Source organism: Streptomyces sp. NPDC048506, assembly GCF_040651315.1.
In the GTDB taxonomy this organism is placed as follows: Bacteria; Actinomycetota; Actinomycetes; order Streptomycetales; family Streptomycetaceae; genus Streptomyces.
The window spans coordinates 1-26,199 of record NZ_JBEZIX010000052.1 but is presented as its reverse complement, the minus strand read 5'-3'; the positions used below and the strand labels follow the sequence as shown (position 1 = coordinate 26,199).

General features: G+C 71.6%; 20 protein-coding genes and 1 pseudogene. 10 read left to right on the top strand and 11 right to left on the bottom strand.

What is annotated here, in order from left to right; all coding sequences use genetic code 11:
- Nucleotides 1-146: 146 nt before the first annotated feature.
- Nucleotides 147-3,284: an isoleucine--tRNA ligase gene (gene ileS / locus AB0C96_RS33540; RefSeq protein ID WP_362922747.1), complete on the bottom strand. Its 3,138-nt coding sequence runs from the start codon at nt 3,282-3,284 to the stop codon at nt 147-149.
- 619 nt (nt 3,285-3,903) lie between these two features.
- Here ileS and AB0C96_RS33535 point away from each other — a divergent pair.
- The 4 genes from AB0C96_RS33535 to AB0C96_RS33520 all read left to right on the top strand — a co-directional run bounded on the left by AB0C96_RS33535 (nt 3,904) and on the right by AB0C96_RS33520 (nt 8,141).
- Nucleotides 3,904-4,641 (top strand): TraR/DksA C4-type zinc finger protein, encoded by a 738-nt coding sequence (locus tag AB0C96_RS33535; RefSeq protein ID WP_362922745.1) that lies wholly within the window; start codon nt 3,904-3,906, stop codon nt 4,639-4,641.
- A 127-nt stretch (nt 4,642-4,768) separates the two neighbouring features.
- On the top strand, nt 4,769-5,371 hold the full coding sequence (gene lspA, locus AB0C96_RS33530; protein ID WP_362922743.1) for a signal peptidase II: 603 nt from the start codon (nt 4,769-4,771) through the stop codon (nt 5,369-5,371).
- A 127-nt stretch (nt 5,372-5,498) separates the two neighbouring features.
- On the top strand, nt 5,499-6,440 hold the full coding sequence (locus AB0C96_RS33525) for an RluA family pseudouridine synthase (RefSeq protein ID WP_362922741.1): 942 nt from the start codon (nt 5,499-5,501) through the stop codon (nt 6,438-6,440).
- A 90-nt stretch (nt 6,441-6,530) separates the two neighbouring features.
- Nucleotides 6,531-8,141, top strand: coding sequence for a Na+/H+ antiporter (locus AB0C96_RS33520; protein ID WP_362922740.1), 1,611 nt, complete (start codon nt 6,531-6,533; stop codon nt 8,139-8,141).
- A gap of 7 nt (nt 8,142-8,148) precedes the next feature.
- On the opposite strand, the pseudogene AB0C96_RS33515 reads toward AB0C96_RS33520, so the two are convergent.
- Nucleotides 8,149-9,019: pseudogene (locus AB0C96_RS33515) on the bottom strand (mechanosensitive ion channel domain-containing protein).
- 111 nt (nt 9,020-9,130) lie between these two features.
- On the opposite strand from AB0C96_RS33515, the gene AB0C96_RS33510 reads away from it, so the two are divergent.
- Entirely contained in the window at nt 9,131-9,736 is a 606-nt protein-coding gene (locus tag AB0C96_RS33510; RefSeq protein ID WP_362922738.1) for a dienelactone hydrolase family protein, read from the top strand.
- Nucleotides 9,737-9,806: 70 nt separating this feature from the next.
- Here the strand turns inward: AB0C96_RS33510 and AB0C96_RS33505 are convergent, their stop codons facing one another.
- The 6 genes from AB0C96_RS33505 to AB0C96_RS33480 all read right to left on the bottom strand — a co-directional run bounded on the left by AB0C96_RS33505 (nt 9,807) and on the right by AB0C96_RS33480 (nt 16,249).
- Nucleotides 9,807-11,450 (bottom strand): alkaline phosphatase D family protein, encoded by a 1,644-nt coding sequence (locus AB0C96_RS33505; RefSeq protein ID WP_362922737.1) that lies wholly within the window; start codon nt 11,448-11,450, stop codon nt 9,807-9,809.
- Between the two features lie 89 nt (nt 11,451-11,539).
- Nucleotides 11,540-12,463 (bottom strand): thioredoxin domain-containing protein, encoded by a 924-nt coding sequence (locus AB0C96_RS33500; RefSeq protein WP_362922735.1) that lies wholly within the window; start codon nt 12,461-12,463, stop codon nt 11,540-11,542.
- A 39-nt stretch (nt 12,464-12,502) separates the two neighbouring features.
- On the bottom strand, nt 12,503-12,823 hold the full coding sequence (locus tag AB0C96_RS33495; RefSeq protein ID WP_362922734.1) for a hypothetical protein: 321 nt from the start codon (nt 12,821-12,823) through the stop codon (nt 12,503-12,505).
- A gap of 249 nt (nt 12,824-13,072) precedes the next feature.
- Nucleotides 13,073-13,927, bottom strand: coding sequence for a thioredoxin domain-containing protein (locus AB0C96_RS33490; RefSeq protein WP_362922733.1), 855 nt, complete (start codon nt 13,925-13,927; stop codon nt 13,073-13,075).
- Between the two features lie 147 nt (nt 13,928-14,074).
- On the bottom strand, nt 14,075-14,734 hold the full coding sequence (locus AB0C96_RS33485; protein ID WP_362922732.1) for a hypothetical protein: 660 nt from the start codon (nt 14,732-14,734) through the stop codon (nt 14,075-14,077).
- A gap of 153 nt (nt 14,735-14,887) precedes the next feature.
- The gene (locus AB0C96_RS33480) at nt 14,888-16,249 is read right to left on the bottom strand and encodes a DUF2252 domain-containing protein (protein WP_362922731.1); all 1,362 of its coding nucleotides are present in this window, start codon (nt 16,247-16,249) and stop codon (nt 14,888-14,890) included.
- A 265-nt stretch (nt 16,250-16,514) separates the two neighbouring features.
- On the opposite strand from AB0C96_RS33480, the gene dnaE reads away from it, so the two are divergent.
- Nucleotides 16,515-20,057: a DNA polymerase III subunit alpha gene (dnaE, locus tag AB0C96_RS33475; RefSeq protein ID WP_362922729.1), complete on the top strand. Its 3,543-nt coding sequence runs from the start codon at nt 16,515-16,517 to the stop codon at nt 20,055-20,057.
- Between the two features lie 156 nt (nt 20,058-20,213).
- Here the strand turns inward: dnaE and AB0C96_RS33470 are convergent, their stop codons facing one another.
- Nucleotides 20,214-20,381 carry a hypothetical protein gene (locus tag AB0C96_RS33470; protein ID WP_362922728.1) on the bottom strand — a complete coding sequence of 56 codons (168 nt, stop codon included), beginning with the start codon at nt 20,379-20,381 and terminating at the stop codon, nt 20,214-20,216.
- Nucleotides 20,382-20,654: 273 nt separating this feature from the next.
- Here AB0C96_RS33470 and AB0C96_RS33465 point away from each other — a divergent pair, with 273 nt between their 5' ends.
- From AB0C96_RS33465 to AB0C96_RS33450, 4 genes are all read left to right on the top strand, one after another.
- Nucleotides 20,655-21,953 (top strand): NYN domain-containing protein, encoded by a 1,299-nt coding sequence (locus AB0C96_RS33465; protein WP_362922726.1) that lies wholly within the window; start codon nt 20,655-20,657, stop codon nt 21,951-21,953.
- Between the two features lie 142 nt (nt 21,954-22,095).
- Nucleotides 22,096-23,028, top strand: a complete 933-nt coding sequence (locus AB0C96_RS33460) for an ABC transporter ATP-binding protein (RefSeq protein ID WP_362922816.1) — start codon at nt 22,096-22,098, stop codon at nt 23,026-23,028.
- A gap of 88 nt (nt 23,029-23,116) precedes the next feature.
- Nucleotides 23,117-23,917, top strand: coding sequence for an ABC transporter permease (locus tag AB0C96_RS33455; RefSeq protein WP_362922814.1), 801 nt, complete (start codon nt 23,117-23,119; stop codon nt 23,915-23,917).
- 68 nt (nt 23,918-23,985) lie between these two features.
- Nucleotides 23,986-24,681 carry an ABC transporter permease gene (locus AB0C96_RS33450; protein ID WP_362922724.1) on the top strand — a complete coding sequence of 232 codons (696 nt, stop codon included), beginning with the start codon at nt 23,986-23,988 and terminating at the stop codon, nt 24,679-24,681.
- Between the two features lie 57 nt (nt 24,682-24,738).
- Here AB0C96_RS33450 and ybaK read toward each other — a convergent pair whose 3' ends face one another.
- Both ybaK and AB0C96_RS33440 read right to left on the bottom strand, forming a co-directional pair.
- A complete protein-coding gene (gene ybaK / locus AB0C96_RS33445; RefSeq protein ID WP_362922723.1) occupies nt 24,739-25,233 on the bottom strand; it encodes a Cys-tRNA(Pro) deacylase in 495 nt (164 codons plus the stop codon).
- Nucleotides 25,234-25,249: 16 nt separating this feature from the next.
- Nucleotides 25,250-25,990 carry an LON peptidase substrate-binding domain-containing protein gene (locus AB0C96_RS33440; RefSeq protein WP_362922721.1) on the bottom strand — a complete coding sequence of 247 codons (741 nt, stop codon included), beginning with the start codon at nt 25,988-25,990 and terminating at the stop codon, nt 25,250-25,252.
- Nucleotides 25,991-26,199 lie beyond the last annotated feature (209 nt).

The window sequence follows — 26,199 nt, the reverse complement described above, 5'->3', positions numbered from 1 at the left end:
GGCCCTTTTGTGTGTCCGCGGTGGGCCCGGCCGGCCGGCCGGTTCGGCCCGGCGCGGCGCGGGCACCGGGCGGACGGGGCAGGGGCCCGGAGAATGCCGCGTGCCCCGGCGCGGGTGGCGCCGGGGCACGTGTGCGAACCGCGGGATTACGCCTTACGGAGGTGGAACGTCAGTGCCAGGGCCTCGTCGGTGAAGGCGGGTCCGTAGGCGTCGTCGGGCTCGCCGGGGGCGAAGTCCGTGGCGAGGACCTCGTCGGCGATCAGGCCGGCGTGGTCGGTGAGGGCCGTGCGGACCTCGTCGTCCGTGGACTGCCAGCGCAGCGCGATCCGGTCGGCGACGTCCAGGCCGCTGTTCTTGCGGGCCTCCTGGATCAGCCGGATCGCGTCGCGGGCCAGGCCCGCCCGGCGCAGCTCAGGGGTGATCTCCAGGTCGAGGGCGACCGTGGCGCCCGCGTCGGAGGCCACCGACCAGCCCTCGCGCGGGGTCTCGGTGATGATCACCTCGTCGGGCGCCAGGGCGACGGTCTCGCCGTCGACCTCGACGCTCGCCGTTCCCCCGCGCAGCGCGAGCGAGAGGGCCGCGGCGTCCGCGGCGGCGATGGCCTTGGCGACCGCCTGGACGCCCTTGCCGAACCGCTTGCCGAGGGCGCGGAAGTTGGCCTTGGCGGTGGTGTCCACCAGGGAGCCGCCGACCTCCGACAGCGAGGCCAGGGAGCTGACGTTGAGCTCCTCGGTGATCTGCACCCGCAGGTCCTCGGGCAGGTCCGCGAAGCCCTGGGCCGCGACCAGCGCACGGGACAGCGGCTGGCGGGTCTTGACGCCGGACTCGGCGCGGGTGGCCCGGCCCAGCTCGACCAGGCGGCGGACCAGCAGCATCTGGGCGGACAGGGTCGGGTCGATGGCCTCCTGGTCGGCGACCGGCCACGACGACAGGTGGACGGAGTCCGGCGCGTCCGGGGTGACCGGGACGATCAGGTCCTGCCAGACCCGCTCGGTGATGAACGGGGTCAGCGGCGCCATCAGGCGGGTGACCGTCTCGACGACCTCGTGGAGCGTGCGCAGCGCGGCCGCGTCGCCCTGCCAGAAGCGGCGACGGGAGCGGCGGACGTACCAGTTGGAGAGGTCGTCGACGAAGGACGACAGCAGCTTGCCGGCGCGCTGGGTGTCGAAGGACTCCAGCGCGTCGGTGACCTGCTCGACCAGGCTGTTCAGCTCGCCGAGCAGCCAGCGGTCCAGCAGCGGACGGTCGGCCGGGGCCGGGTCGGCGGCGGACGGCGCCCAGTTCGACGTCCGGGCGTAGAGCGCCTGGAAGGCGACGGTGTTCCAGTAGGTGAGCAGGGTCTTGCGGACCACTTCCTGGATGGTGTTGTGCCCCACCCGGCGAGCGGCCCACGGGGAGCCGCCGGCGGCCATGAACCAGCGGACCGCGTCGGCGCCGTGCTGGTCCATGAGCGGGATCGGCTGGAGGATGTTGCCCAGGTGCTTGGACATCTTCCGGCCGTCCTCGGCGAGGATGTGGCCGAGGCAGACCACGTTCTCGTACGAGGACTTGTCGAAGACCAGGGTGCCGACGGCCATCAGCGTGTAGAACCAGCCGCGGGTCTGGTCGATCGCCTCGGAGATGAACTGGGCCGGGTACCGCTTCTCGAACAGCTCCTTGTTGCGGTACGGGTAGCCCCACTGCGCGAACGGCATCGAGCCCGAGTCGTACCAGGCGTCGATGACCTCCGGGACGCGGGTCGCGGTTCCCTGGCAGGTCGGGCAGGCGAAGGTGACCTCGTCGATGAACGGGCGGTGCGGGTCCAGGCCCGACTGGTCGGTGCCGGTCAGCTCGCCGAGCTCGGCGAGCGAGCCGACGCAGGTCAGGTGGTTCTCCTCGCAGCGCCAGATGGGCAGCGGGGTGCCCCAGTAGCGGTTGCGGGAGAGCGCCCAGTCGATGTTGTTGTTGAGCCAGTCGCCGAAGCGGCCGTGCTTGACCGACTCGGGGAACCAGCTGGTGTTCTCGTTCTCCCGGATCAGGGCGTCCTTGACCGCGGTGGTGCGGATGTACCACGACGGCTGGGCGTAGTAGAGCAGTGCGGTGTGGCAGCGCCAGCAGTGCGGGTAGCTGTGCTCGTAGGCGATGTGCCTGAACAGCAGGCCGCGGGCGTCGAGGTCGGCCACCAGCGCGCCGTCGGCCTTCTTGAAGAACTGACCGCCGACCAGGGCCAGTTGCTCCTCGAAGGTGCCGTCCGGGCGGACCGGGTTGACCACCGGCAGGCCGTACGCCCGGCAGGTCTTGAGGTCGTCCTCACCGAAGGCGGGCGCCTGGTGGACGAGGCCGGTGCCGTCGTCGGTGGTGACGTACTCGGCGTTGACGACGAAGTTGGCGCCCTCCAGCTCGACGAGGGAGAACGGGCGCTCGTAGGACCAGCGCTCCATCTCGCGGCCGGTGAAGGACTGGCCGGTGGCCTCCCAGCCCTCGCCGAGGGCCTTCTCCAGGAGCGGCTCGGCGACGACCAGCTTCTCCGCGCCGTCGGTGGCGACGACGTAGGTGACGTCCGGGTGGGCGGCGGCGGCCGTGTTGGAGACCAGGGTCCAGGGGGTGGTCGTCCAGATGAGCAGGGCGGCCTCGCCGGCGAGCGGGCCGGAGGTCAGCGGGAGCCGGACGTACACCGAGGGGTCGACGACGGTCTCGTAGCCCTGCGCCAGCTCGTGGTCGGACAGGCCGGTGCCGCAGCGCGGGCACCAGGGGGCGACGCGGTGGTCCTGGACCAGCAGGCCCTTGGTGAAGATCTCCTTCAGCGACCACCACACCGACTCGATGTAGTCGGGGTCCATCGTGCGGTACGGGTTGTCCAGGTCGGTCCAGTAGCCCATGCGCGTCGTGAGCGCGGCGAAGGCGTCGGTGTGGCGGGTCACCGACTCCCGGCACTTGGCGTTGAACTCGGCGATGCCGTACGCCTCGATGTCCTTCTTGCCGTTGAAGCCCAGCTCCTTCTCCACGGCCAGCTCGACCGGGAGGCCGTGGCAGTCCCAGCCGGCCTTGCGGTCGACGTGGTAGCCCTGCATCGTGCGGAACCGGGGGAAGACGTCCTTGAAGACGCGCGCCTCGATGTGGTGCGCGCCGGGCATGCCGTTGGCCGTCGGGGGGCCCTCGTAGAAGACCCACTCGGGTCGGCCCTCGGACTGCTGGAGGGTGCGGGCGAAGACCTTCTGCTCCTGCCAGAACTCGAGCACCGCGTGCTCAAGGGCGGGGAGGTCTACCTGGGCGGGTACCTGGCGGTACAAGGGCTGCTCACTCATCGGGGGCTTCCTCCGGCGGACACCTGCTGCTTCTCCGTCCGGAGGGACGAGAGCCCTGGCTCCCGCGGTACCACCCTCCTTGGCGGTGCGTGCCGCACCGCCCCCTCATTGGGGTCGCGCTGCCGGTTCTACTCGCCCTGGGCGGCCCGAGGCCCGTGGGCGGAGCCCACTGTCCAGAACTTTCTTCCGGCGACTCCGGGGTGATCTTCACGTCGCGCACGCCCCCGGGCTTCCACCGTCCCCGGGTCGCTGCTGGCTGCGTACGACGCTACTCGTCCCATCGATGCCTGTCGCTCCGCCCAGTGTACGGGGCCGGGCCGACAGCGGCCGACCGAATTCCGGCGGCAGGGGGCGGGAGGGTCGTCATGGGCGCCGCGCGGAGCCGCCCGGCGGTTCCGGCGGGCCCGTGGGGCGGTGACCCGAATGGCCAGAAGACGGGTCTCCGATCACCCGGCGGATTACCGGGCGGGCAGCGGGGCACAACCGAGGCAGACCGGACCTTCGGGCCGGGTGGCAGGACCCGTCGGGGCGGTGCGTCCCGTTGCCGCACGCTGTGCGGCGATTTATCGTTCCCGTCACGATTCGCGAACAAAGTCACATATGTGAAGGGGTCGCGGCCATGGTGGCGAAGAAGACCGCCGCGGAGAACAGCACGACGCCTGCCGACGAGGCCGTCGCGCAGCAGCCTGCCTCGAAGAAGGCCGCCCCGAAGAAGACCGCCGCCAAGAAGACGGCGGCCGCAGCGACCCCGGCCACGAAGGTGGCGGCCAAGAAACCAGCGGCCAGGAAGACCGCCGAGAAGACCACGAAGAAGACCGCGAAGAAGGCTCCGGCCAAGAAGGCCGTGGTGCCCGCGAAGAAGACGGGAGCCAAGACGGTGGTGGCGAAGAAGACGGCGGCCGCAACGGCCGAGGCGCAGGGAAACGACTCCGCGGTCCCCGTGGCCCGCACGGCCGCGGCGCCGGGCGAGCTCGCCGTACGTCCCGGCGAGGACCCCTGGACGCCGGCCGAGGTCGCCGAGGCGCGCACCGAGCTGATGGACGAGGCGGTCCGGCTGCGGGCGGAGATCACCTCGGCCGAGGACGCCATCGCCGGCCTGATGCGCGACTCCGGCGACGGCGCCGGTGACGACGAGGCCGACACCGGCAGCAAGAACATCACCAGGGAACACGAGCTGGCGCTCGCCTCCAACGCCCGCGAGATGCTCCTCCAGACCGAGCGGGCCCTGGGGCGCCTCGACACCGGCACCTACGGGCTCTGCGAGAACTGCGGCAACCCCATCGGCAAGGCCCGGATGCAGGCCTTCCCGCGGGCGACGCTGTGCGTGGAGTGCAAGCAGCAGCAGGAGCGCCGCTGAGGCGGGGCTCCGGCGGCCCGTCGCGGGGCGGCACCCGGAACGCCCGGCTCCGTACGGGTGTGCCGTACTCTCGTGGTTCAGCCAGGCGCGGCCTGGCCGCGGACACAACGGGCTGAGGGACTCACACGTGGCAGAGGCGGAGCGCATCACCGGTACGCCGGAACCCGAGCCGGGCTCCGGAGCGGAACCCGCACCGGGATCCGAAGGGGGAGGGCCGGCGGAGTCGGAGCAGGGCGCCGGCCGCGGCAAGCGGCGGATCGCCGCGCTGTTGCTGGTCGCGCTCCTGGTCTACCTGCTCGACCTGGGCAGCAAGCTCCTGGTCGTCGCCAAGCTGGAGCACCACGAGCCCATCCAGGTCATCGGCACGCTGCTCCAGTTCAGCGTGATCCGCAACCGCGGTGCCGCGTTCAGCATCGGCGAGGCGCTGACGATCTTCCTCACGATCATCGCCGCCGTGGTGATCGTGGTGATCGCCCGGATCGCCCGCAAGCTCTACAGCCTGCCCTGGGCCATCGCGCTCGGGCTGCTGCTCGGCGGCGCCTTCGGCAACCTCACCGACCGGATCTTCCGCTCGCCGGGCGTCTTCGAGGGCGCGGTGGTCGACTTCATCGCCCCCGCGCACTTCGCGGTCTTCAACCTCGCCGACTCCGCGATCGTCTGCGGCGGCATCCTGATCGTGATCCTCTCCTTCCGGGGGCTCGACCCCGACGGCACCGTCCACAAGGACTGACGGGCCGTTCGAGGGCGAACGGCGCACCGGGGCCTGACGGGCCGTCGCCACCGGGCGTTGCCCGGGCGGTCGCCCGCCCCCCCGGCCGCCGGGCGGGACACCACGGAGCAACTGCCATACTCGTGGGGTGAGCACCATTCCCGAGATCCGCACCCTGCCCGTACCGGACGGCCTGGAGGGCGAGCGCGTCGACGCCGCGCTGGCCCGGATGTTCGGCTTCTCCCGTACGAAGGCGGCCGAACTCGCCGCCGCCGGAAAGGTCCGGGTCGACGGGGCCGAGGTGATGAAGTCCGAGCGGGTGCGCGGCGGCGCCTGGCTGGAGGTCGAGATGCCGCAGGCCGCGCCGCCCGTCGAGATCGTCGCCGAGCCCGTCGAGGGCATGGAGATCGTGCACGACGACGAGGACATCGTGGTCATCGTCAAGCCGGTGGGCGTCGCCGCGCACCCGAGCCCCGGCTGGAGCGGTACGACCGTGATCGGCGGGCTGGCCGCGGCCGGCTACCGGATCTCCACCTCCGGTGCCGCCGAGCGCCAGGGCATCGTGCACCGCCTCGACGTCGGCACCTCCGGCCTGATGGTGGTCGCCAAGTCCGAGCGTGCCTACACCCTGCTCAAGCAGCAGTTCCGCGAGCGGACGGTCGACAAGCGCTACCACGCCCTGGTCCAGGGCCACCCGGACCCGATGAGCGGCACCATCGACGCCCCGATCGGCCGGCATCCGCAGCACGACTACAAGTGGGCGGTCACCGCCGAGGGCAAGCCGTCGGTCACGCACTACGACCTCATCGAGGCGTTCCGCGCGGCCAGCCTGCTCGACATCAAGCTGGAGACCGGGCGCACCCACCAGATCCGGGTGCACATGTCCGCGCACCGCCACCCCTGCGTCGGTGATCTCACCTACGGCGCGGACCCCACCCTCGCCAAGCGGCTGGGCGTCGGCCGGCAGTGGCTGCACGCGGTCCGGCTGGGCTTCGAGCACCCCTCCGACGGCCGCTGGGTCGAGTTCGCGAGCGCCTACCCGGACGATCTCCAGCACGCCCTCGACACCGTGCGTGACGAGAGCGGCTGACACCGGGGCTGACACCGGGACGGATCGGTCGATCGTGGCACCCTTGGGGCGGAAAGTGATCGAAATCGACCATCCCGGAGCGTAGCCACCGTGGACCAGCTGGCTCTGCTGTTCGTCCTGCTGCTCGGAGCCGTGGTCATGGTCCCGGTCGGCGACCGGCTGGGGCTGCCGTCGCCGGTGCTGATGACCCTGGCCGGCGCCGTCCTGGCGCTGCTGCCGTTCGTCCCCAACGTCCACGTCCCGCCCGCGTTCATCCTCCCGGTGGTGCTGCCGCCGTTGCTCTACGCGGCCGTGCAGCGCACCTCCTGGCGGCAGTTCACCGCCAACCTCCGGCCGATCTTCCTGCTCGCCGTGGCGCTGGTCTTCGCCAGCACCGCCGCGGTGGCCGCGGTCGCCCAGGCCGTGGTGCCCGGGATGCCGCTGGCCGCCGCGGTGGTGCTGGGCGCACTGGTCGCCCCGCCCGACCCGGTCGCCGCCACCGCCGTCGCCGGCAAGCTGGGGCTGCCCCGCCGGATGGTGTCGATCCTGGAGGGCGAGGGGCTCTTCAACGACGTCACCGCGATCGTGCTCTACCACGTCGCGCTCGCCGCGGCGGTCAGCGGCAGCTTCTCGGTGCCCGGAGCGCTCGGCTCGCTGGTGCTGTCCGCGGTGGTCGCGACGGCGGTCGGTCTGGTGCTCGGCTGGGTCACCAACAAGCTGATGGGGCTGCTCGGCGACCCGACGCTCCAGATCGGGCTGACGCTGCTGGTGCCGTTCGTGGCGTACGTGCTGGCCGAGGAGTTCCGGGGCTCCGGGGTGCTGGCGGTGCTGACCTGCGCGCTCTTCCTGGCCGAGTACGCGGTGGACCCGGACGACGTGATGGGTCGGCTCGCCGGTTACACCTTCTGGGAGGTCGTCGACACTCTCGTCACCGGCGTCGCCTTCGGGCTGATCGGGCTGGAGCTGCACAACATCTTCGGCGCCGCCGCGCACCACTGGGGAACGCTGCTGGGCGCCGGCGCCGCGGTCGTCGGCGTGGTCGTCGCCGTCCGCCTGGTGTGGCTGCTGCCCGCCGCCTGGCTCGCCAAGCGGATGCACAAGCGGCGCGACTACGACGAGGACATCCCGATGAGCTGGCGGGAGACGGTCATCGTGTGGTGGTCGGGGATGCGCGGGGTGGCCTCGGTGGCGCTGGCGCTGGCCATTCCGTACACCGTCGACGGCGGCGGTGCGTTCCCGGCGCGGGACGAGATCCTCTTCATCGCCTTCACGGTGGTGCTCTGCACCCTCCTCGTCCAGGGCCTCACCCTGCCCTGGCTGGTGCGCACGCTCCGGGTGCGGGCCGACACCGACGCCGTGGACGCCCAGGAGCGGGAGCTGGCGCTCCGGGTGATCAAGGCGTCCAAGCGGCGGCTGAAGGAGATCCTGGAGGTCGAGGAGCTGCCCGAGGAGGTCAGCGACCAGCTGGCCCGCCGGGCCTACGACATCGGCGCCCGGATCGCGCCGGACATCGTCGACGAGGAGCGGCGCGAGCTCTTCGAGAAGCGCCTCACCCGGTTGAAGAAGGTGCAGCGCATCCAGGGCGAGATGCTCTCGGCGGCCCGGCACGAGGTGCTGGCGGCGCGCAACGAGCCGGGCGCGGACCCGGAGGTCGTGGACCGGGTCCTGCGCCACCTGGACGTGCGCAGCCTGCGCGGCGGCGTGGTGGGGCCGCACTCCTGACGAGTCGTCAGTTCCCCGGATCCAGGGCCGGGTGCGCCGTCGCCGCGGGTCCGGTGCTGATCCGCGGCAGCGCGTAGGCGTGCTCGGTCCGCAGCCACTCGATCATCCGCTCGCGGACCTCGCAGCGCACCGTCCAGATGCCGTCCGCGTCCCGGGCGGTCACCAGCGCGCGCACCACGATCGTGGACGGCGTGGTGTCGGTGACCACCAGGCACCAGGACCGGCCGTCCCAGTCCGCGCACTCCTGGAGGACCTCGTGCAGCCGCTGGCGCATCTTCTCCACCGGCGCGCTGTGGTCGAGGTGGAACAGCACGGCGCCGGTCATCTGCGCACCGCCCCGCGACCAGTTCTCGAACGGCTTGCCGGTGAAGTACGACACCGGCATGGTGATCCGCCGCTCGTCCCAGGTCCGCACGGTCAGGAACGTCAGGGTGATCTCCTCGACGGTGCCCCACTCGCCGTCCACGACGACGGTGTCCCCGATCCGCACCATGTCCCCGAAGGCGATCTGCAACCCCGCGAAGAGGTTGCCGAGGGTGGACTGGGCGGCGACACCGGCGACGATGCCCAGCAGCCCGGCCGACGCCAGCACGGACGTGCCGACCGCCCGCATCTCCGGGAACGCTCAGCGCCCGGCCGATCCCCGTCCCGTGCTCCCGGGCCACGGCCAGCCCGCTCTCGCCGTACGAGGCCCGGAGCAGGGCCGCGCACAGCGCGATCCGCAGCGGTATCCGGCAGCGCCGCAGCAGCCCCCACAGCGGGGTCTCGGGGTGCGCGGCATCGATCCGGCAGAACGCCCGGTCGGCGAGCCGGACGATGACGAGGGTGATCAGGACGGAGCCGCCGATGACGGCGAGCGGACGCAGCACGCCTTCCAGGGACACGGATTCCTCCTCGGGTGAGAGGCGCTGTGGTGTGCTGGTACCCGGTCCCTCGGGACGTAACTGGCACGATGGGGTCACAACGATCCGACCCAGGGAAGTGATGCAGTGCCGGCCTCCACCGAGCCCGCGACCGGCGGGCCCTTGACGATTGCCCTGTTCCATTCGGTGTGCGGGCTGCGCCCGGCGGTGGCCGCCGCGGCCGACCGGTTGCGCGCCGCGGGGCACGAGGTGGTCGTCCCCGACCTGTTCGACGGCCGGACCGCCGCATCCGTGCCGGACGGCATCCTGATCAAGGACGAGATCGGCAAGGAGGAGCTGCTCAAGCGCGCCATCACGGCCGTCGCGCCGTACTCCGACCGCGGGCTGGTCTACGCCGGTTTCTCCTTCGGCGGCTCGGTCGCGCAGAACCTCGCGCTGGGCGACGAGAAGGCCCGCGGGCTGCTCCTGCTGCACGGCACCTCCGACATCGCGGAGGGCGCGGTCGCCGACGACCTGCCGGTCCAGCTGCACGTCGCCGACCCCGACCCGTACGAGCCGCACGACTGGCTGAACGCCTGGTACCTACAGATGCGCCGGGCCGGCGCGGACGTGGAGGTCTACCGCTACGCCGGCGCCGGCCACCTCTTCACCGACCCGGACCTGCCGGACTACGACGCCGAGGCGGCCGAGAGCGCCTGGAAGGTGGCGCTGGGCTTCCTGGCCGACCTGTGACGGCCCCTGCCCGCCGGCCCGGGGGCCGGCGGGCGCCAGGTCTGCCAGCGGGAAGCCTCCTGGGAGCCTGCTAGGCGACCGGTGCGTCCGCCCGCTCGACCTGCTGGCTGCCGGTCCGGGTGCGGTACGAGCGCAGGTGCGTGGTCGTCGCGTGCGGGTCGGTCTTGTCGGAGATGCCGTAGTAGTCCATCTGTGTGCGCTCGGCGTCGACGTCCAGCACGCTGTAGCCGTGCGAGTCCATGTCCAGCCACTTCACGTGCCGGTTGGCGGCCCGGATCGCGGCGACGCCGGCCAGCGAGAGGGTGTGCGGGGCGACGTGGAGGTAGTCGTCCACGTTGTCGGAGGTGACGGAGGTGACCACGAACTCCGTCGCCACCGGCCGGGTGGCGGGGTAGGTCGCCGCCTGTAGCGGTACGTCGTTGGCCCAGGCCATGTGGATGTCGCCGGTCAGGAACACGGTGTTGTCGATGCCGCGGTCGCTGAGGTGGCCGAGCAGTTCGCGCCGGTCGTCGGTGTAGCCGTCCCACTGGTCGGTGTTGATCGCCAGGCCCTCCTTGGGTATCCCGAGGATGTCCGCGAGCGGGCCGAGCAGGTGCGCCGGGATGGAGCCGAAGGCGACCTGAGAGATCATCACCGAGGTGCCGACCAGCCGCCAGGCGGTGTCCGAGCGCTCAAGTCCCGCCTTGAGCCAGTCCAGTTGGGCCCGCCCGGTGATCGTCCGGCTCGGGTCGTCGACCGCGCCGCTGCCCGGCTTGGCCTGCTCGTCGCGGAACGACCGCAGGTCCAGCAGGTGCAGATCGGCGAGGGTGCCGAAGCGCAGCCGGCGGTAGGTGGTGCCGGCGATCGAGGGGCGCACCGGCATCCACTCGAAGTACGCCTGCTTCGCGGCGGCCACCCGCGCGGACCAGGAGCCCTCGGTGCCCGGCGTGTGGTTCACCGCGCCGCCCTTCCAGGCGTTGTCGGCGAACTCGTGGTCGTCCCAGATGGCGATGACCGGGTGGGCGGCGTGCATGGCCAGCGCGTCCGGGTCGGTCTTGTGGACGCCGTGCCGGATGCGGTAGTCGGCGAGCGTGAGCAGCTCGTGGGCGGGGGAGTGCGGGCGGACGACGTACTTGAAGTCGGGGTACTCGCCGGACTTGTACTCGTAGAGGTAGTCGCCGAGGTGCAGCACCGCGTCCAGGTCGGACCGGGCGGCCAGGTGCCGGTACGCCGAGAAGTAGCCGGACTCCCAGTTGGCGCAGGAGACCACGCCGAAGCGGACGTTGCCGGCGGCGGCGTTGTGCGCGGGGGCGGTACGGGTGCGGCCGACGGGGGAGTGCTGCCCGTCGACGGTGAAGCGGTAGTAGTAGGCGGTGGCCGGGCGCAGGCCGCGCACGTCCGCCTTGACGGTGTGGTCGCTGGCCGCCGAGGTGGTCACGCTGCCCCGTGCGACGACGGTGGAGAAGCCCTTGTCGCTCGCCACCTGCCAGCCGACCGTGGTGGTCGGTCCCCGGCCGGAGCCCGGGGTGGCCGACGGGGTGGGGGTGACCCGGGTCCACAGCAGGATGCCGTCCGGGAGCGGGTCACCGGAGGCGACGCCGTGCTGGAAGAACCGGCTCTGGTCCGGGGCCCCTTGGGCGTGTGCGGCGGTGGCGCCGGCGAACGGCAGGAGTGCGGCGGTGGCGGCTACGGCCGTGACGGCAGTGCGGCGCGAGATCTGGTCATGATCGGTCACGGGCGCTCACCTTACTGGCCGGTAAACGGCACCGGGAGGGCGATGACCGGGAATCCCGAGAATTCGCCCGCCCGTTGCCGATTCGCCGCTCAGCGAGTGCCCGAGGGGTCCTTTTCGCCCTCGCGGATACCCTTTCCTCCGCCCTTGCCGGAGTCCTTCCCGGCGCCGGCGCCCTTCGCCGGACCGAACTCCTTGTCGATCATCTTCTTGAAGTTGTTCAGGGCGAGCTGGTTGTACTGGGCCGGCGTCATCTGGCGCTGCGGGATCTGGTCCATCACCAGCTTCTTGTCGCCGTGCATGAACGTCGGGGTGCCCTTGACGCCCTTGCGGCCGAACAGCGCCGTCATGTCCATCGCCCAGCGGTCGTAGGTGCCCTCCTTGACCGCCTTCTCGAACGCCTTGTTGCCCTTCAGCTCCGGCACGTCGGCGGCGACCTTGAGCAGCTCGGAGTCCTTGGCGTAGAGGTCCTCGCGCTCGTCGGGGTGGTACTTCGTGGAGTACAGCGCCGACTTGTACTTCAAGAACGCCTCCGGGCTGATGTTCAGCGCCGCACCGAGCGCGCTCAGCGCGTTCTTCGAGCCCTCGCCGCCCGACATCCCGTCGATGAAGGTGTACATCGTGAAGCGGACCCGGTAGCGGCCGTCCTCGATGTCCTTGAGCAGCGCCTGGCCGCTGCTCTGCTCGAAGGCCGCACAGGCCGGGCAGCGGACGTCCTCGAAGACCTCCATGGTCTCCTTGGCCTTCGGGTCGCCTATCAGGATCTCGGTGTGGTTCTTGCCCTGGGTGTGCGCGGGGGCGATCTGCTTGGCCTCCTTGGCGGCCTCCCAGCCGGTCGGTTCGTTCGCCTTCATCACGGCGTAGCCGATGCCGCCGGCCACGGCGAGGACGCCGACGACCGCGCCCGCCACGACGAGTTGGCGGCGCAGCCGTTCCTTCTTCTGCTGCCGTTCGCGCTCGGCGCGGATGCGCTCGCGGGCGGCCGTCTTGCCGGCCTGGCTGTTGCGGTTGCTCATGGGGGGTTCCTCAGGGGTCTGTTGGCTCGTACGAACTGGTCAGGCAGTGGCAGGAGGCGGCGGTCCGCGGCGCAGCAGGCAGTGCACGAGGAAGGGGAGGGGGCGGGCCGGCGGCAGCGGATCCAGCAGGCGGATCCGCCGGCGGGACGGGGTGAGCGCGGCGTCGGCCACCGCGGCAGCGGTCCGCAACGGGCGGAAGGTGGCGGCCGCGGCCGCGCGCAACAGCGCGTCCAGCGCGACCTCTCCGCGGTACAGCCACCCCGCGGCCAGCAGGCCCACCGCGAGGTGGGCGGCGGGCAGCAGCCAGGGCGCCGCGGCCGGCACGGCCGGCGGCAGCGGGGCCCCCGGGTGGGTGGCCACGCGTGCCAGTGGGGTGCCCAACTCCCCGCCGTGGCACAGCAGATGGACGCCGAGCGGACAGGGTGGTGCACAGCGCGGTGCACAGCACCGCCCGTACCACCCTCAGCTCCGCCTCCGGCCCCCCGGGGCGCCCTCCCGTCGCCTGCATGGGCCGGAGTCTGCCATGGGCACGGCAAAAGACCGGGTCAAGATTTGGCATCGGCCGGCGCGCGGTCCGCGCGCCGGCCGTATGTCAGGCTCGGGTCCGGGTCACTTCTTCAGGTGCTGGTCGACCATCGAGTTGAAGGTGGGCACGGTGGACGGCGCGGCCTTGCCCTGCGCGGTGTCGTTGCCGATCACGGTGTCGTTGACCTTCACGGTCGGGGTGCTGCTGACGTCCTTGTGCGTGTTGAACTCGTCGGACATCTCCAGCGCCCACCGGTCGTAGGTACCGGCCGTGACGGCCTTCTGGAAGGCGGCGTTGCCCTTGAGCGCCGGGATGGTGTCGGCGACCTTGAGCAGGTAGCTGTCGTCGGCGAACTTGTCCGGACCGGTCTCCTCCGGGTGGTACTCCTTGGAGTACAGCGCGTACTTGTACTTGAGGAAGGCGTCCGAGCTGACGTTGAGGGCGGCGCCCAGTGCGCTCAGCGCGTTCTTGGAGCCGGTGCCCTTGAGGTTGGCGTCGAGGAACGTGCCCATGTGGTAGGCCGCCTTGTACTTGCCGTCCTTGATGTCCTTCTCGACGGTGGCGCCCACGTTCTGCTCGAAGTTGGCGCAGCCGGGGCAGCGCGGGTCCTCGAAGAAGCTGACGGTGTTCTTGGCGTCCGCCTTGCCGATGACGATGGTGGTGCCCTTGGCGCCGCTGGTGTTCGCCGGCTTGACGAGCGCGGCCTTGGCGGCCTTCTCCCAGACGCTGCTGCCGCCCGCGGCCTGCTGCGCCCCGGAGTCGCCGCCCGAGGTGGCGACCGCCACCCCGATGCCGGCGGCGATCGCGAGGACGCCGACGATCGCCCCGCCGACGATCAGCTGCCGGCGGACCCGGTCCTTCTTCGCCTGCCGCTCACGCTCGGCGCGCAGCCGGTCGCGGGCTGCCTGCTTGTTGGCCTGGCTGTTGCGGTTGCTCATGACAGTTCCTGCTCCGTGGGAATCCGTGGGACGTGGTGTGCGTGCTGTCGGAGGCGCGCGCGCCGTGCGGGGCGCGCATACGCGCTGCGGGGGCCGGGGTGCGGCGGGCCGGGGCAGAGCCCTGCGGGCCGGGTGATGGTCCGGCGCTCACGCAGCGAGCGCGCAGGGCGGTCCACGGCGTACGACGCAGTGCACGAGCAGGGGGAGGGCCCGGGCCGGGCGGTCGGTCCGGACGGGGGCGGGGGCCGGGCGGCGCGGAGCCGTCGTGGCTCCGACGACCGCGACCGCGATCAGCAGTGGGCGGAAGGCGAAGCCGGCCACCGCGCCCAGCAGCTGGACCAGCGCGGCCTCACCGCGCCGCAGCCAGCCGGCCGCCAGCAGCCCGACGACCACGTGCGCCGCGAGCAGCAGCAGCCACGTCGCGGCGGGGGCGAGGGTGTCCTCGGAGAGTCGGGACAGGGGGGTGCCGACGTCGCCGCCGCCGCAGAGCAGGTCCACGCCCAACGAGCGCAGCGGGCCGGCCACCGGGCCGCCGGCCCGGCCGTAGCAGGCGTGCTGGCCGATGCTGAAGACCAGGTCGGCGGCGAGTTCCAGGGGGACCAGCAGCGCCGCGATCCGCCAGTAGCCGCGCTCCCGGCCGGCCAGCGCGTAGGCGAGCGCGAAGACGGCTGCGCAGAGCGCGGCGACGGTGGGCAGGGGCAGCGGCATACGGGACAGCAGCACATGGGACGCCGAGGACAGCGTCACGCACAGCGCCGCGAAGAGCGCTGCGCGCAGTGCCCGCAGGTGTGCCGCAGAGATGTCCATTGCTGCCGAGTGTGCCATGGGCGGGGATAAGCGGCGCCTAAGGGGGCCCGAAGCTGCATGAACCAGGAAATCCGGGAAATCCGGGAAATGCCGGAAAAGCGGAAGAAAGCGGCACATGCGGACTCATCGGGCGCCCCCTGGTGCCCTCGGCCCTTACAGGCCCGGTATGCGGCCGTTGCGGAAGAGGTCCACGAAGATCTGGTGGTCGGCGCGGGCCCGGGCGCCGTAGGAGTGCGCGAAGTCCACCAGCAGCGGCGCGAAGCCGTCCTCGTCGGCCGCGATGGCCGCGTCGATGGCCCGCTCGGTCGAGAACGGCACCAGGGAGTGGCCGCTCTCGTCGTCCGCCGCGGCGTGCATGGTGGCCGTCGCCCGGCCCAGGTCGGCGACGACCGCGGCGATCTCCTCCGGGTCGTCGATGTCCGACCAGTCCAGGTCGACCGCGTACGGCGAGATCTCGGCGACCAGCTGACCCGCGCCGTCCAGCTCGGTCCAGCCCAGCCACGGGTCGGCGTGGTCCTGGAGGGCGCGCTGCGAGATCACCGTGCGGTGGCCCTCGTGCTGGAAGTAGCCGCGGACCGCGGGATCGGTGACGTGCCGGGAGACGGCCGGGGTCTGCGCCTGCTTCATGTAGATCACCACGTCGTTCTCCAGGGCGTCGCTGTTGCCCTCCAGGAGGATGTTGTACGACGGCAGGCCGGCCGACCCGATGCCGATGCCGCGGCGGCCCACCACGTCCTTGACCCGGTAGGAGTCGGGGCGGTTCAGGCTCGACTCCGGCAGCGTCTCCAGATAGCCGTCGAAGGCGGCGAGCACCTTGTAGCGGGTCGCCGCGTCCAGCTCGATGCTGCCGTCGCCCCCGGTGAACCGCCGTTCGAAGTCGCGGATCTCGGTCATCGAATCCAGCAGCTCGAAGCGGGTCAGCGACCGGGCGTCGCGCAGCGCGCCCAACAGGGGGCCCTCGGCGCTGTCCAGGGTGAACGGCGGCAGCTCCTCCCGGACGGAGCTCTTCGTGCCGGAGGCCAGCGCGTGGATGCGCTCCCGGTAGGCGGCGGCGTAGGTCCGCACCAGGTCGGTGATCTGCTCGTCGCTGAGCGCCTTGGCGTAGCCGACCAGCGCGACCGAGGCGGCGAACCGCTTGAGGTCCCAGGTGAACGGGCCGACGTAGGCCTCGTCGAAGTCGTTGACGTTGAAGATCAGCCGACCGGTGGAGTCCATGTACGTGCCGAAGTTCTCGGCGTGCAGATCGCCGTGGATCCACACCCGGCCGGTCCGCTCGTCCAGGTAGGGCCCGCTGCCGGTGCCGCCGTCCTGCGCGGCGTACGCCGCCAGGTCCCGGTAGAACAGGCACGCCGTGCCCCGGTAGAAGGCGAAGGCGGAGGCGGCCATCTTCCGGAACTTCACCCGGAATGCCGCGGGGTCGGCGGCGAGCAGCTCTCCGAAGGCGGTGTCGAAGACGGCGAGGATCTCCTCGCCGCGCTGCGCGGCGTCCTGCGTCGGGGCGTGCTGGGACGGCATCGCTGGGTGCCTCCTGAAGTGCGGAAAGTGGTACGGAGAGCCGTGGTGGACCGGCGTCGTGGGCCGGTGCCGCGGATCTGCCACGGACAACGGCCGAGGCTACTCGTGAGTGCCCCGTAATGGTCCCCCCGAGGGCCGGGCGGCTGTCAGTCCTGAGGATCGGGCGACTGTCAGTGGGGAGTCGTAGACTTCGAGACCGTTCCACCTCCCTGGCCGACGACGCCAGGAGGTGCCCCCCGTCGAGAGTTCCCGGAGGTCTTCCGCCGTGGCCAAGCCGCCGTTCACGCACCTGCACGTCCACACCCAGTACTCGCTGCTGGACGGTGCGGCGCGGCTGTCGGACATGTTCAAGGCGGCGACCGATATGGGCATGACGCACATCGCCATGTCCGACCACGGCAACCTGCACGGCGCGTACGACTTCTTCCACTCGGCGAAGAAGGCGGGGGTGACGCCGATCATCGGCATCGAGGCGTACGTCGCCCCCGAGTCGCGGCGCAACAAGCGCAAGATCCAGTGGGGCCAGCCGCACCAGAAGCGCGATGACGTCTCCGGTTCCGGCGGTTACACCCACAAGACGATCTGGGCGGCGAACAAGACCGGTCTGCACAACCTCTTCCGGCTCTCCTCGGACGCCTACGCCGAGGGGTGGCTCCAGAAGTGGCCGCGGATGGACAAGGAGACCATCGCCCAGTGGTCCGAGGGGCTGATCGCCTCGACCGGCTGCCCCTCGGGCGAGCTCCAGACCCGCCTGCGCCTGGGCCAGTACGAGGAGGCGCGGCAGGCGGCCTCGGACTACCAGGACATCTTCGGCAAGGGCCGGTACTTCCTGGAGCTGATGGACCACGGCATCGAGATCGAGCGCCGGGTCCGCGAGGACCTGCTGAAGATCGGCAAGGAGCTCGGCATCCCGCCGCTGGTGACCAACGACTCGCACTACACCTACGCGCACGAGTCGACGGCACACGACGCCCTGCTGTGCATCCAGACCGGCAAGAACCTCTCCGACCCGGACCGCTTCCGCTTCGACGGCACGGGCTACTACCTCAAGTCCACGGAGGAGATGTACGCCATCGACTCCTCGGACGCCTGGCAGCAGGGCTGCGACAACACCCACCTGGTCGCCGAGCAGGTCGACGTCACCGGGATGTTCGAGAAGCGCGACCTGATGCCGAAGTTCGAGATCCCCGAGGGGTTCACGGAGGTCACCTGGTTCCAGGAGGAGGTCCGGGTCGGCATGAAGCGCCGCTTCCCGGGCGGCGTCCCCGAGGACCGCCAGAAGCAGGCCGAGTACGAGATGGACGTCATCATCCAGATGGGGTTCCCCGGCTACTTCCTCGTCGTCGCCGACTTCATCATGTGGGCCAAGAACAACGGCATCGCGGTCGGACCGGGCCGAGGCTCCGCGGCCGGTTCGATCGTCGCCTACGCGATGGGCATCACCGACCTCGACCCGATCGAGCACGGGCTGATCTTCGAGCGCTTCCTCAACCCCGAGCGCGTCTCCATGCCCGATGTCGACATCGACTTCGACGAGCGCCGGCGCGTCGAGGTGATCCGCTACGTCACCGAGAAGTACGGCGCCGACAAGGTCGCCATGATCGGCACGTACGGCAAGATCAAGGCGAAGAACGCCATCAAGGACTCCGCCCGCGTCCTCGGCTACCCGTACGCGATGGGCGACCGCCTCACCAAGGCCATGCCCGCCGACGTCCTCGGCAAGGGCATCGACCTCGACGGCATCACCAACCCCAGCCACCCGCGCTACAACGAGGCGGGCGAGATCCGGTCGATGTACGAGAACGAGCCGGACGTGAAGAAGGTGATCGACACCGCCAAGGGCGTCGAGGGCCTGGTCCGGCAGATGGGCGTGCACGCGGCCGGCGTGATCATGTCCAGCGAGCCCATCGTCGACCACGCCCCGGTCTGGGTGCGGCACACCGACAACGTCACCATCACGCAGTGGGACTACCCGCAGTGCGAGTCGCTCGGCCTGCTGAAGATGGACTTCCTGGGCCTGCGCAACCTCACCATCATGGACGACGCCGTCAAGATGGTGAAGAAGAACAAGGGCGTCGAGCTGGAGCTGCTCTCCGTCCCGCTGGACGACCCCAAGACGTACGAGATGCTCTGCCGCGGTGACACGCTCGGCGTCTTCCAGTTCGACGGCGGCCCGATGCGCTCGCTGCTGCGGCTGATGAAGCCCGACAACTTCGAGGACATCTCCGCCGTCTCGGCCCTGTACCGCCCGGGCCCGATGGGCATGGACTCGCACACCAACTACGCGCTGCGCAAGAACGGCCTCCAGGAGATCACCCCGATCCACCCGGAGCTGGAGGAGCCGCTCAAGGAGGTCCTGGGCCTCACCTACGGCCTGATCGTCTATCAGGAGCAGGTGCAGAAGGCCGCCCAGATCATCGCCGGGTACTCCCTCGGCGAGGCCGACATCCTCCGTCGCGTCATGGGCAAGAAGAAGCCCGAGGAGCTGGCGAAGAACTTCGTGCTCTTCCAGGAGGGCGCGAAGAAGAAGGGCTTCTCCGACCAGGCGATCCAGGCGCTGTGGGACGTCCTGGTCCCCTTCGCCGGCTACGCCTTCAACAAGGCGCACTCCTCCGCCTACGGCCTGGTCACGTACTGGACCGCCTACCTCAAGGCCAACTACCCGGCCGAGTACATGTCCGCGCTGCTGACCTCCGTGCGCGACGACAAGGACAAGTCGGCGGTCTATCTGAACGAGTGCCGGCGGATGGGCATCAAGGTGCTGCCGCCGAGCGTCAACGAGTCCGAGGCGAACTTCGCCGCGCAGGGCGACGACGTGATCCTCTTCGGCCTCACCGCGGTCCGCAACGTCGGTCAGAACGTCGTCGACTCGATCATCCGCTGCCGCAAGTCCAAGGGGAAGTACGCCTCGTTCCCCGACTACCTGGACAAGGTCGACGCGGTGGTCTGCAACAAGCGCACCACCGAATCGCTGATCAAGGCCGGCGCCTTCGACGAGCTGGGCCACACCCGCAAGGGCCTGATCGCGCACTACGAGCCGATGATCGACAACGTGGTGCAGGTCAAGCGCAAGGAGGCCGAGGGGCAGTTCGACCTCTTCGGCGGCATGGGCGACGACAGCGCGGACGAGGGGCCCGGCTTCGGCCTGGACATCGAGTTCTCGGACATCGAGTGGGACAAGACCTACCTCCTGGCCCAGGAGCGGGAGATGCTCGGTCTCTACGTCTCCGACCACCCGCTCTTCGGCCTGGAGCATGTGCTGTCCGACAAGGCGGACGCCGCCATCGCCCAGCTCACCGGCGGTGACTACTCGGACGGCTCCATCGTCACCATCGGCGGCATCATCTCCGGCCTGCAACGCAAGATGACCAAGCAGGGCAACGCCTGGGCCATCGCCACCGTCGAGGACCTGGCCGGCTCCATCGACTGCATGTTCTTCCCGGCCACCTACCAGCTGGTGTCCACCCAACTCGTCGAGGACACCGTGGTGTTCGTCAAGGGCCGGCTCGACAAGCGCGAGGACGTCCCGCGCCTGGTCGCCATGGAGATGATGGTCCCGGACCTCTCCGAGGCCGGCACCAACGCTCCCGTGACGATCACCATTCCGACAGTGAAGGTCACCCCGCCGATGGTCGAGAAGCTCGGCGAGGTCCTCAACAGCCACCGCGGCTCCACGGAGGTGCGGATCAAGCTTCAAGGGGCGCGCAAGACCACGGTGCTGCGACTGGACCGGCACCGGGTCACGCCCGACCCGTCGCTCTTCGGCGATCTCAAGGTGCTGCTCGGCCCGTCCTGCCTGGCCGGCTGAGCCCCGGCCGGCCGCCGACCGGTGCCCGCCGGTGGCCCGCCGCCGTAGTGCCGTAGTGCCGTACCGCCGTATTGCCGTACGGCCGTAGTGCCGTACCGAGCTGCCCGAGGGGCGCGTCCGTCGTGGACGCGCCCCTCAAACCATCTGCGGCGTAGGTCAGTTGTGGCCGAAGCGCCGCTCGCGGTTCTTGCGTGCGAGGTCCCCAGGGGTGGCTCCGGTGGACTTGGCCTGTGCTTCCATTGACGACTTCTGGGCATCCTGCTGGCCGCGTTCCGCCTGACTGGCGGACTTCTGGTTGCGCTCGCGGTTCTTGTTCTTGGCCATGACCGTTGCCTCCTGAGGGGGAATCTGGGATCGGGGCCGCGACCAGACTTACATGCCGGACAGAAGCGTGCATTTCGGGCAATTACCCTCCGTTATTCGGCTGATCACGCGCTGTACTCAAGATCCCCGCCGAATCCGCCACGCCGATGATCGAGTTCGGGCAGATAACCCCCGTACGGTCGGGCAGACTCGAAGGAAAGCCGAAGGAAACTCGTGCCACGGGCCGAGCCGGGGGGCGACCGGGCTTCAGCACCTCAGGGAAGAGGGTGGAACGTGGACCGTTGCGTCGTCCTGGTGGACGCCGGGTACTTGCTCGGCGCCGCCGCGAGCCTGCTCGCCGGAGAGCCCGTCCGATCCCGGATCACCGTCGATCACGCCGCCCTCATCCAGGGTCTGCGGCAGCGCGCCGAGGCGGACACCGAACGCCCGCTGCTGCGCATCTACTGGTTCGACGGCGCCCCCGACCGGGTCCCACAGCCCGAGCACCGCCGACTGCGGGTGATGCCCCGGGTCACCGTCCGACTGGGTGCCCTGACCCGCAGCGACGGGCGGTGGGCGCAGAAGGGCGTGGACGCCGCCATGCACGCCGAGCTGACCGAGCTGGCCCGTAACCGCGCCTGCTCCGACATCGTCCTGGTGACCGGTGACGGCGATCTGCTGCCCGGCCTGATGTCGGCGAAGGAGCACGGCGTCGCCGTCCACCTGTGGGCCGTCCAGGCCGCCGACGGCGACTACAACCAGTCCGAGGACCTGGTCGCCGAGGCCGATGAGCGGCGGGTGCTCGACCGGACCTGGATCACCCGCGCGGTACGCGCCAAGGAGCTCGGCGGGCCCTGCGCCTCGCCGCCCGCGCCCCGCCCCGAGATCGCCGCGATCCTCTCCGCCCCCCTGCCCGAGTCCGCGGTCGCCGCTGCCGCCGCAGCGGCAGCGGCCGCCGGTACCGGCCCGGACACCGCCGACCGTGGGCACGAGCACAACGGCTCCAACGGGACGGCGCGGCCCGCAGTCGGAGCCGGCGAGCGGACGGCCGGCACTGAGCCGGGCGCCGTCGGCACCCGGGGCGTCCCCACCCCCAAGGACCTCGCCGGGCTCGGTCGGGACCGTGCGGCCGGCCAGCAGGGCGCCGGCAACGGTGCCCAGCCGGCGGCCGGCGCCACCCTGCGCTGGTCGTCCGACAAGGGCTGGGTGGAGCGCGGCGGCCCGGTCGGCGAGCCCGCCGAGACCGCCACCCTGCCCACCCTCGCCCAGCTCACCAGTGCCGAGCAGCGCTGGGCGGACCGCGAGGAGGACATCACGGCCGTCAGCGGCGATCCCTTCGAGGTCGGCCAGGTCTTCGCCCGCCGCTGGACCGAGCGGCTCTCCGACCCGACGCACCTGACGCACCTGTCCACGGAGTACCCGCGCATCCCGCACCGCATCGACGGTGAACTGCTCCGCTACGCCGCCCGGTTCGGGCTGCTGGCCCACAAGGACGACCAGATCGACGAGCACGACCGCTATGCGATCCGGGCCGGATTCTGGCGCGAGGTCGATCTGCGGACGGCCGCCGAACACGCGCCGGCCGGGGACTGACGGCCGCCGCACCGGCTCGCCCCCGGTGCCGATCCCGGGCCGGGGACGCGTACCCTCGTAGCTCGTGAGGACGGGCGCAACACAGGCGGAGCGCGGCGTGCCGGTGTGCGCCGTGCGGGATCTGGTCAAGACGTACCCCGCGATGCGCGGGCGCCGCGGTGCGGCACAGCCGCCCGCCGTACGGGCCAACGACGGCATCACCCTGGACGTGCGCCGCGGCGAGATCTTCGGACTGCTCGGCCCCAACGGCGCCGGCAAGTCCACCCTGGTCCGCCAGCTGACCGGACTGCTGCGCCCGGACTCCGGCAGCATCGCGGTACTCGGCCACGACCTGGTCCGCCACCCCGAGCGGGCGGCCCGGCTGCTCGGCTATCTGGGGCAGGAGTCCACCGCACTGGACGAGATGACCGTCACCCTCGCGGTGGAGACCACCGGCCGGCTGCGCGGCCTCGGCGCCAGGGAGGCGCGCGCCGAGCGGGACGCGGTGCTCGACGAGCTGGGTCTGGCGGACATCGCGGGCCGCGCCCTGAAGAAGCTCTCCGGCGGGCAGCGCCGGCTGGCCTGCTTCGCCACCGCGCTGATCGGCGAGCGACCGCTGCTGGTGCTGGACGAGCCGACCACCGGCATGGACCCGGTCGCCCGGCGCGCCGTCTGGGCCGCGGTGGACCGGCGCCGGGCCGAGCGCGGCGCCACGGTGGTGCTGGTCACCCACAACGTGCTGGAGGCCGAGAGCGTGCTCGACCGGGTCGCGGTGATCGACCGGGGTCGGGTCATCGCCTGCGACACGCCCGGCGGGCTGAAGGACATGGTGAGCGACGAGGTCCGGCTGGAGCTGGTCTGGCGCGACCGCCCGCCGCTGGACGTCCCCGAGGTCGCCGCCCTCGAAGCCGACGCCCGCACCTCCGGCCGCCGCTGGACCCTCCGCCTCCCCGCCGACCGGGCCCGCTCCGCCGTCGCCGCGGTCACCGCGGGCCCCGCCTTCGCGGCCCTCGACGACTTCACCCTGGCGACACCGAGCCTGGAGGACGTGTACCTGGCCCTGGGCGGTCGGGCCGAGGGATTGGTGAAGGCGTGAACGGGGGCGGGTACGGCGGACGTACCGAGTACTGCGGATACCGCGAGGAAGGCCGGGTGGCAGGGTGAGTGTGGTTCCCGCGCAGGCGGTGGCCGGGGCGACCCCCGGCGCCGGGGCGTGGTCCGAGGACGGGGGCGCCCCGCTGGCGCCGCGCGCCCGCTTCGCGCCCGCGCTCGGTGCCGTCTACCGTGCCCAGCTCTCCCGGGCCCGGGTCGCACGGATACCGCTCCTCTTCGTCGCCACCTTCCAGTCCATCGGGATCATGGTCCTGCTGCGCGGGGTGGTCGACGGCGGTGACCCGGCGCGGTCGGTGGTCTCCGGCTCCAGCGTCCTGGTCGTCGCCTTCGTGGCGCTCAACCTCCTCGCCCAGTACTTCGGCCAGCTCCGGGCCGGCGGCGGACTCGACCACTACGCGACGCTGCCGGTGCCGCCGGCCGCCGTGGTGCTCGGCGCGGCCGCCGCCTACGCCTCCTTCACCGTCCCGGGGACGATCGTCACCGCGGTCGCCGGCTGCGTGCTCTTCCAGCTGCCGATGGCCCATCTCTGGGTGCTGGCGGCCGTGCTCCCGCTCGCCGGAGCCGCCCTGGCCGGTCTCGGCGCGGCCCTCGGGCTGCTCGCCCCGCGCCCCGAACTCGCCACGCTATGCGGCCAGTTGGGCATGTCCGCGGCGCTGCTGCTGGGCGTACTGCCGGCCGAGCGGATGCCCGAGGCGGTCGGCTGGGCCCGCGATCTGCTGCCCTCGACCTACGGCGTGGAGGCGCTGGCGCGCAGCTTCGCCCCGCACCCGGACTGGGTCGCGGTCGCCGCCGACCTGGGCGTCTGTGCGGCCGTCGGCGTGCTCTCGTTGGCCGTCGCGACCTGGGCCTACCGCCGGGCGGCGGCCCGATGACCGACGCCTCCACCCCGAACGGGCGTCCTGCTGCCGGTCCCACCAGCCCCACCTGGCACGATGACGGGGTGACCGCACCGCTGACGCCACCCGACAAGCAACCGCCCGAAGAGCCGCAGCACCCCGAGGCCGCGCCCGCGTGCCACGGAGCCACCGCCGAGCCCGACGGCCCCGAGCTGGGCCCCGAGCTGCGCGAGGCCGCGCTGATCGCGCTCGGGGTCGCGGTGAGCGGCGTCCTCCTCGGCGTGCTCTGGAACTGGCTCGCGCCGCACGTCCCGCTGATCGCGGACACCCGCAACGTCTACCTCAAGAACACCGAGGGCGAGGAGGCGGTCGGCGCCGACGGCACCTTCTTCCTGCTGTCCTTCGGCTTCGGCGTGCTCAGTGCGGCCGTGGTCTTCCTCGTCCGCCGGCGCGGCGGGATCCCGCTGGTCGTGGCGCTCACCCTGGGCGCACTGCTGGGCGCGGCGGTGGGCTGGGTGACCGGCATGTGGCTGGGCCCCACCCCGGACGTGGTCGCCCACGCCAAGCAGGTCGGCCCCGGAGTGACCTTCTCGGGCCCGCTGCGGTTGCAGGCCAAGGGCGTGCTGTTGGCCTGGCCGATCGCCGCGATGCTGACGCACCTGGCGCTGACCGGGCTCTTCGGCCCGCGCGATCCGGAGCCGGAGGCACCGCACTGGCCCGCAGCCCCGGGCCACCCCGACGACCAGGGCCAGAGGCACCCCGACGATCAGAGCAACCAGCACGACGGCCGCGAGCACTGACACCGCCACTCGGGGGCGGCCCGCACCGGGCCGCCCTCTGCGCTGCGCCCGGTCGCCTCAGCTCCGTGCGATCGGCGCGAGCACCGCGTCCGTCAGCGCCACCAGGTCCTTGGGCGACAGCTCGACCTCCAGCCCGCGCCGCCCCGCCGAGACACACACCGTGGGCCGGCCCTCGGCCGACGCATCCACGACCGTGCGCAGCCGCTTGCGCTGCCCCAGTGGCGAGATCCCGCCGAGGACGTAGCCGGTGCTGCGCTCGGCCGCCGCCGGATCGGCCATCACGGCCCGCTTGCCGCCCACCGCGGCCGCCAGCGCCTTGAGGTCCAGCGATCCCGACACCGGCACCACGGCCACCGTCAGGGTGCCGTCGACATCCGCCAGCAGCGTCTTGAACACCTGGTCCGGCGAGACCCCGAGCGCCTCGGCGGCCTCCTCGCCGTAGGAGGCGGTGGCCGGATCGTGCGCGTAGGAGTGCGTCGTGAAGGGGACGCCCGCCGCGGTGAGGGCGACCGTCGCGGGGGTGCCGACGGACTTCTTCGACTTCTTCGCCAATTCCCTGTGCCTCGCGTCAGTTGGGGCTGGTCGGCTGCCGGGTCAGGTCCACGGCCGGCAGCGACGGGAGCTTACCGAGCAGCGCCGACTCCTGGCGAAGGACTTTCAGCTCCTGCCCCAGGCGGGCCGTGGTGTCGGGCGCCTCCAGCAGCCGCTGCTTGGCCGGGACGTCCAGTACGGCGGCCGCGGCGACGAGGTACGACAGCACCGACGGCTCGGCCGGCAGGTCCTGTCCGCTCGACAGGGTCCGCTCGTTCGCCCACGCCAGCCGCTTCTGGTACGTGCGGAAGGCCCGCACCACGCCCGAGGCGAGCGCCCCCGCGCCCTCGCCCTGACTCTCCTCCAGCTCCTCCAGCTCGGCCGTCAGATAGGGGCCGGAGGCGTCCACCGACAGCAGCCGGAAGCGGGTGGTGCCGGTGGCCAGCACCTCGTAGCCGGCGTCGGAGGGCTTCTCCCGGATGGTGGCCGCGTCCGCGATGCAGCCCACGGAGTGGAACGCCCGGATCGGGTCGTCGCCGAAGCCCGCCGCGGGCCCCTGGGCGGCCGGCACCGTGGCGTCCGGCATGCCCTGTGCGGTGGGGGCGACCTCCCGGCCGTCCCGGATCGCGATCACCGCGAAGCGGCGGTCGTCCTCGGGCACCGCACTCAGATCGCGCATCATGGCCCGGTACCGCGCCTCGAACACGTTCAACGGGAGCACGAGCCCAGGGAACAGCACCGAGTTGAGGGGGAAGAGGGGGAGGCGCAGCGAGGTCACAGCCCGTAGCCTAGACGCTGCGCTTGGCTGGCTTCCCACGTGGTCGTCTTTCCCGCCGTGGCCTGGCGGCCGGCGTTCGCCCCACGTTGTTGGCTGTCTCGCCGTGGTGGCTTGTCGCCGTTGCGCCTGCGGCGGGCGTGGTTTGTTGGGTGCGGTGACGGTCCTGCGGGGCAGGGGTGTGGGACTGCTTCGCTTTACGTCCCACACCC

Excerpts from the sequence above, each read along its gene's own strand:
- AB0C96_RS33485 (WP_362922732.1), bottom strand. The coding sequence starts at position 14,734 with ATGGACATCTCTGCGGCACACCTGCGGGCACTGCGCGCAGCGCTCTTC.
- AB0C96_RS33470 (WP_362922728.1), bottom strand. The coding sequence starts at position 20,381 with ATGGCCAAGAACAAGAACCGCGAGCGCAACCAGAAGTCCGCCAGTCAG.
- AB0C96_RS33490 (WP_362922733.1), bottom strand. The coding sequence starts at position 13,927 with ATGAGCAACCGCAACAGCCAGGCCAACAAGCAGGCAGCCCGCGACCGG.
- ileS (WP_362922747.1), bottom strand. The coding sequence starts at position 3,284 with ATGAGTGAGCAGCCCTTGTACCGCCAGGTACCCGCCCAGGTAGACCTC.
- AB0C96_RS33535 (WP_362922745.1), top strand. The coding sequence starts at position 3,904 with ATGGTGGCGAAGAAGACCGCCGCGGAGAACAGCACGACGCCTGCCGAC.
- AB0C96_RS33480 (WP_362922731.1), bottom strand. The coding sequence starts at position 16,249 with ATGCCGTCCCAGCACGCCCCGACGCAGGACGCCGCGCAGCGCGGCGAG.
- AB0C96_RS33460 (WP_362922816.1), top strand. The coding sequence starts at position 22,096 with ATGCGCGGGCGCCGCGGTGCGGCACAGCCGCCCGCCGTACGGGCCAAC.
- AB0C96_RS33500 (WP_362922735.1), bottom strand. The coding sequence starts at position 12,463 with ATGAGCAACCGCAACAGCCAGGCCGGCAAGACGGCCGCCCGCGAGCGC.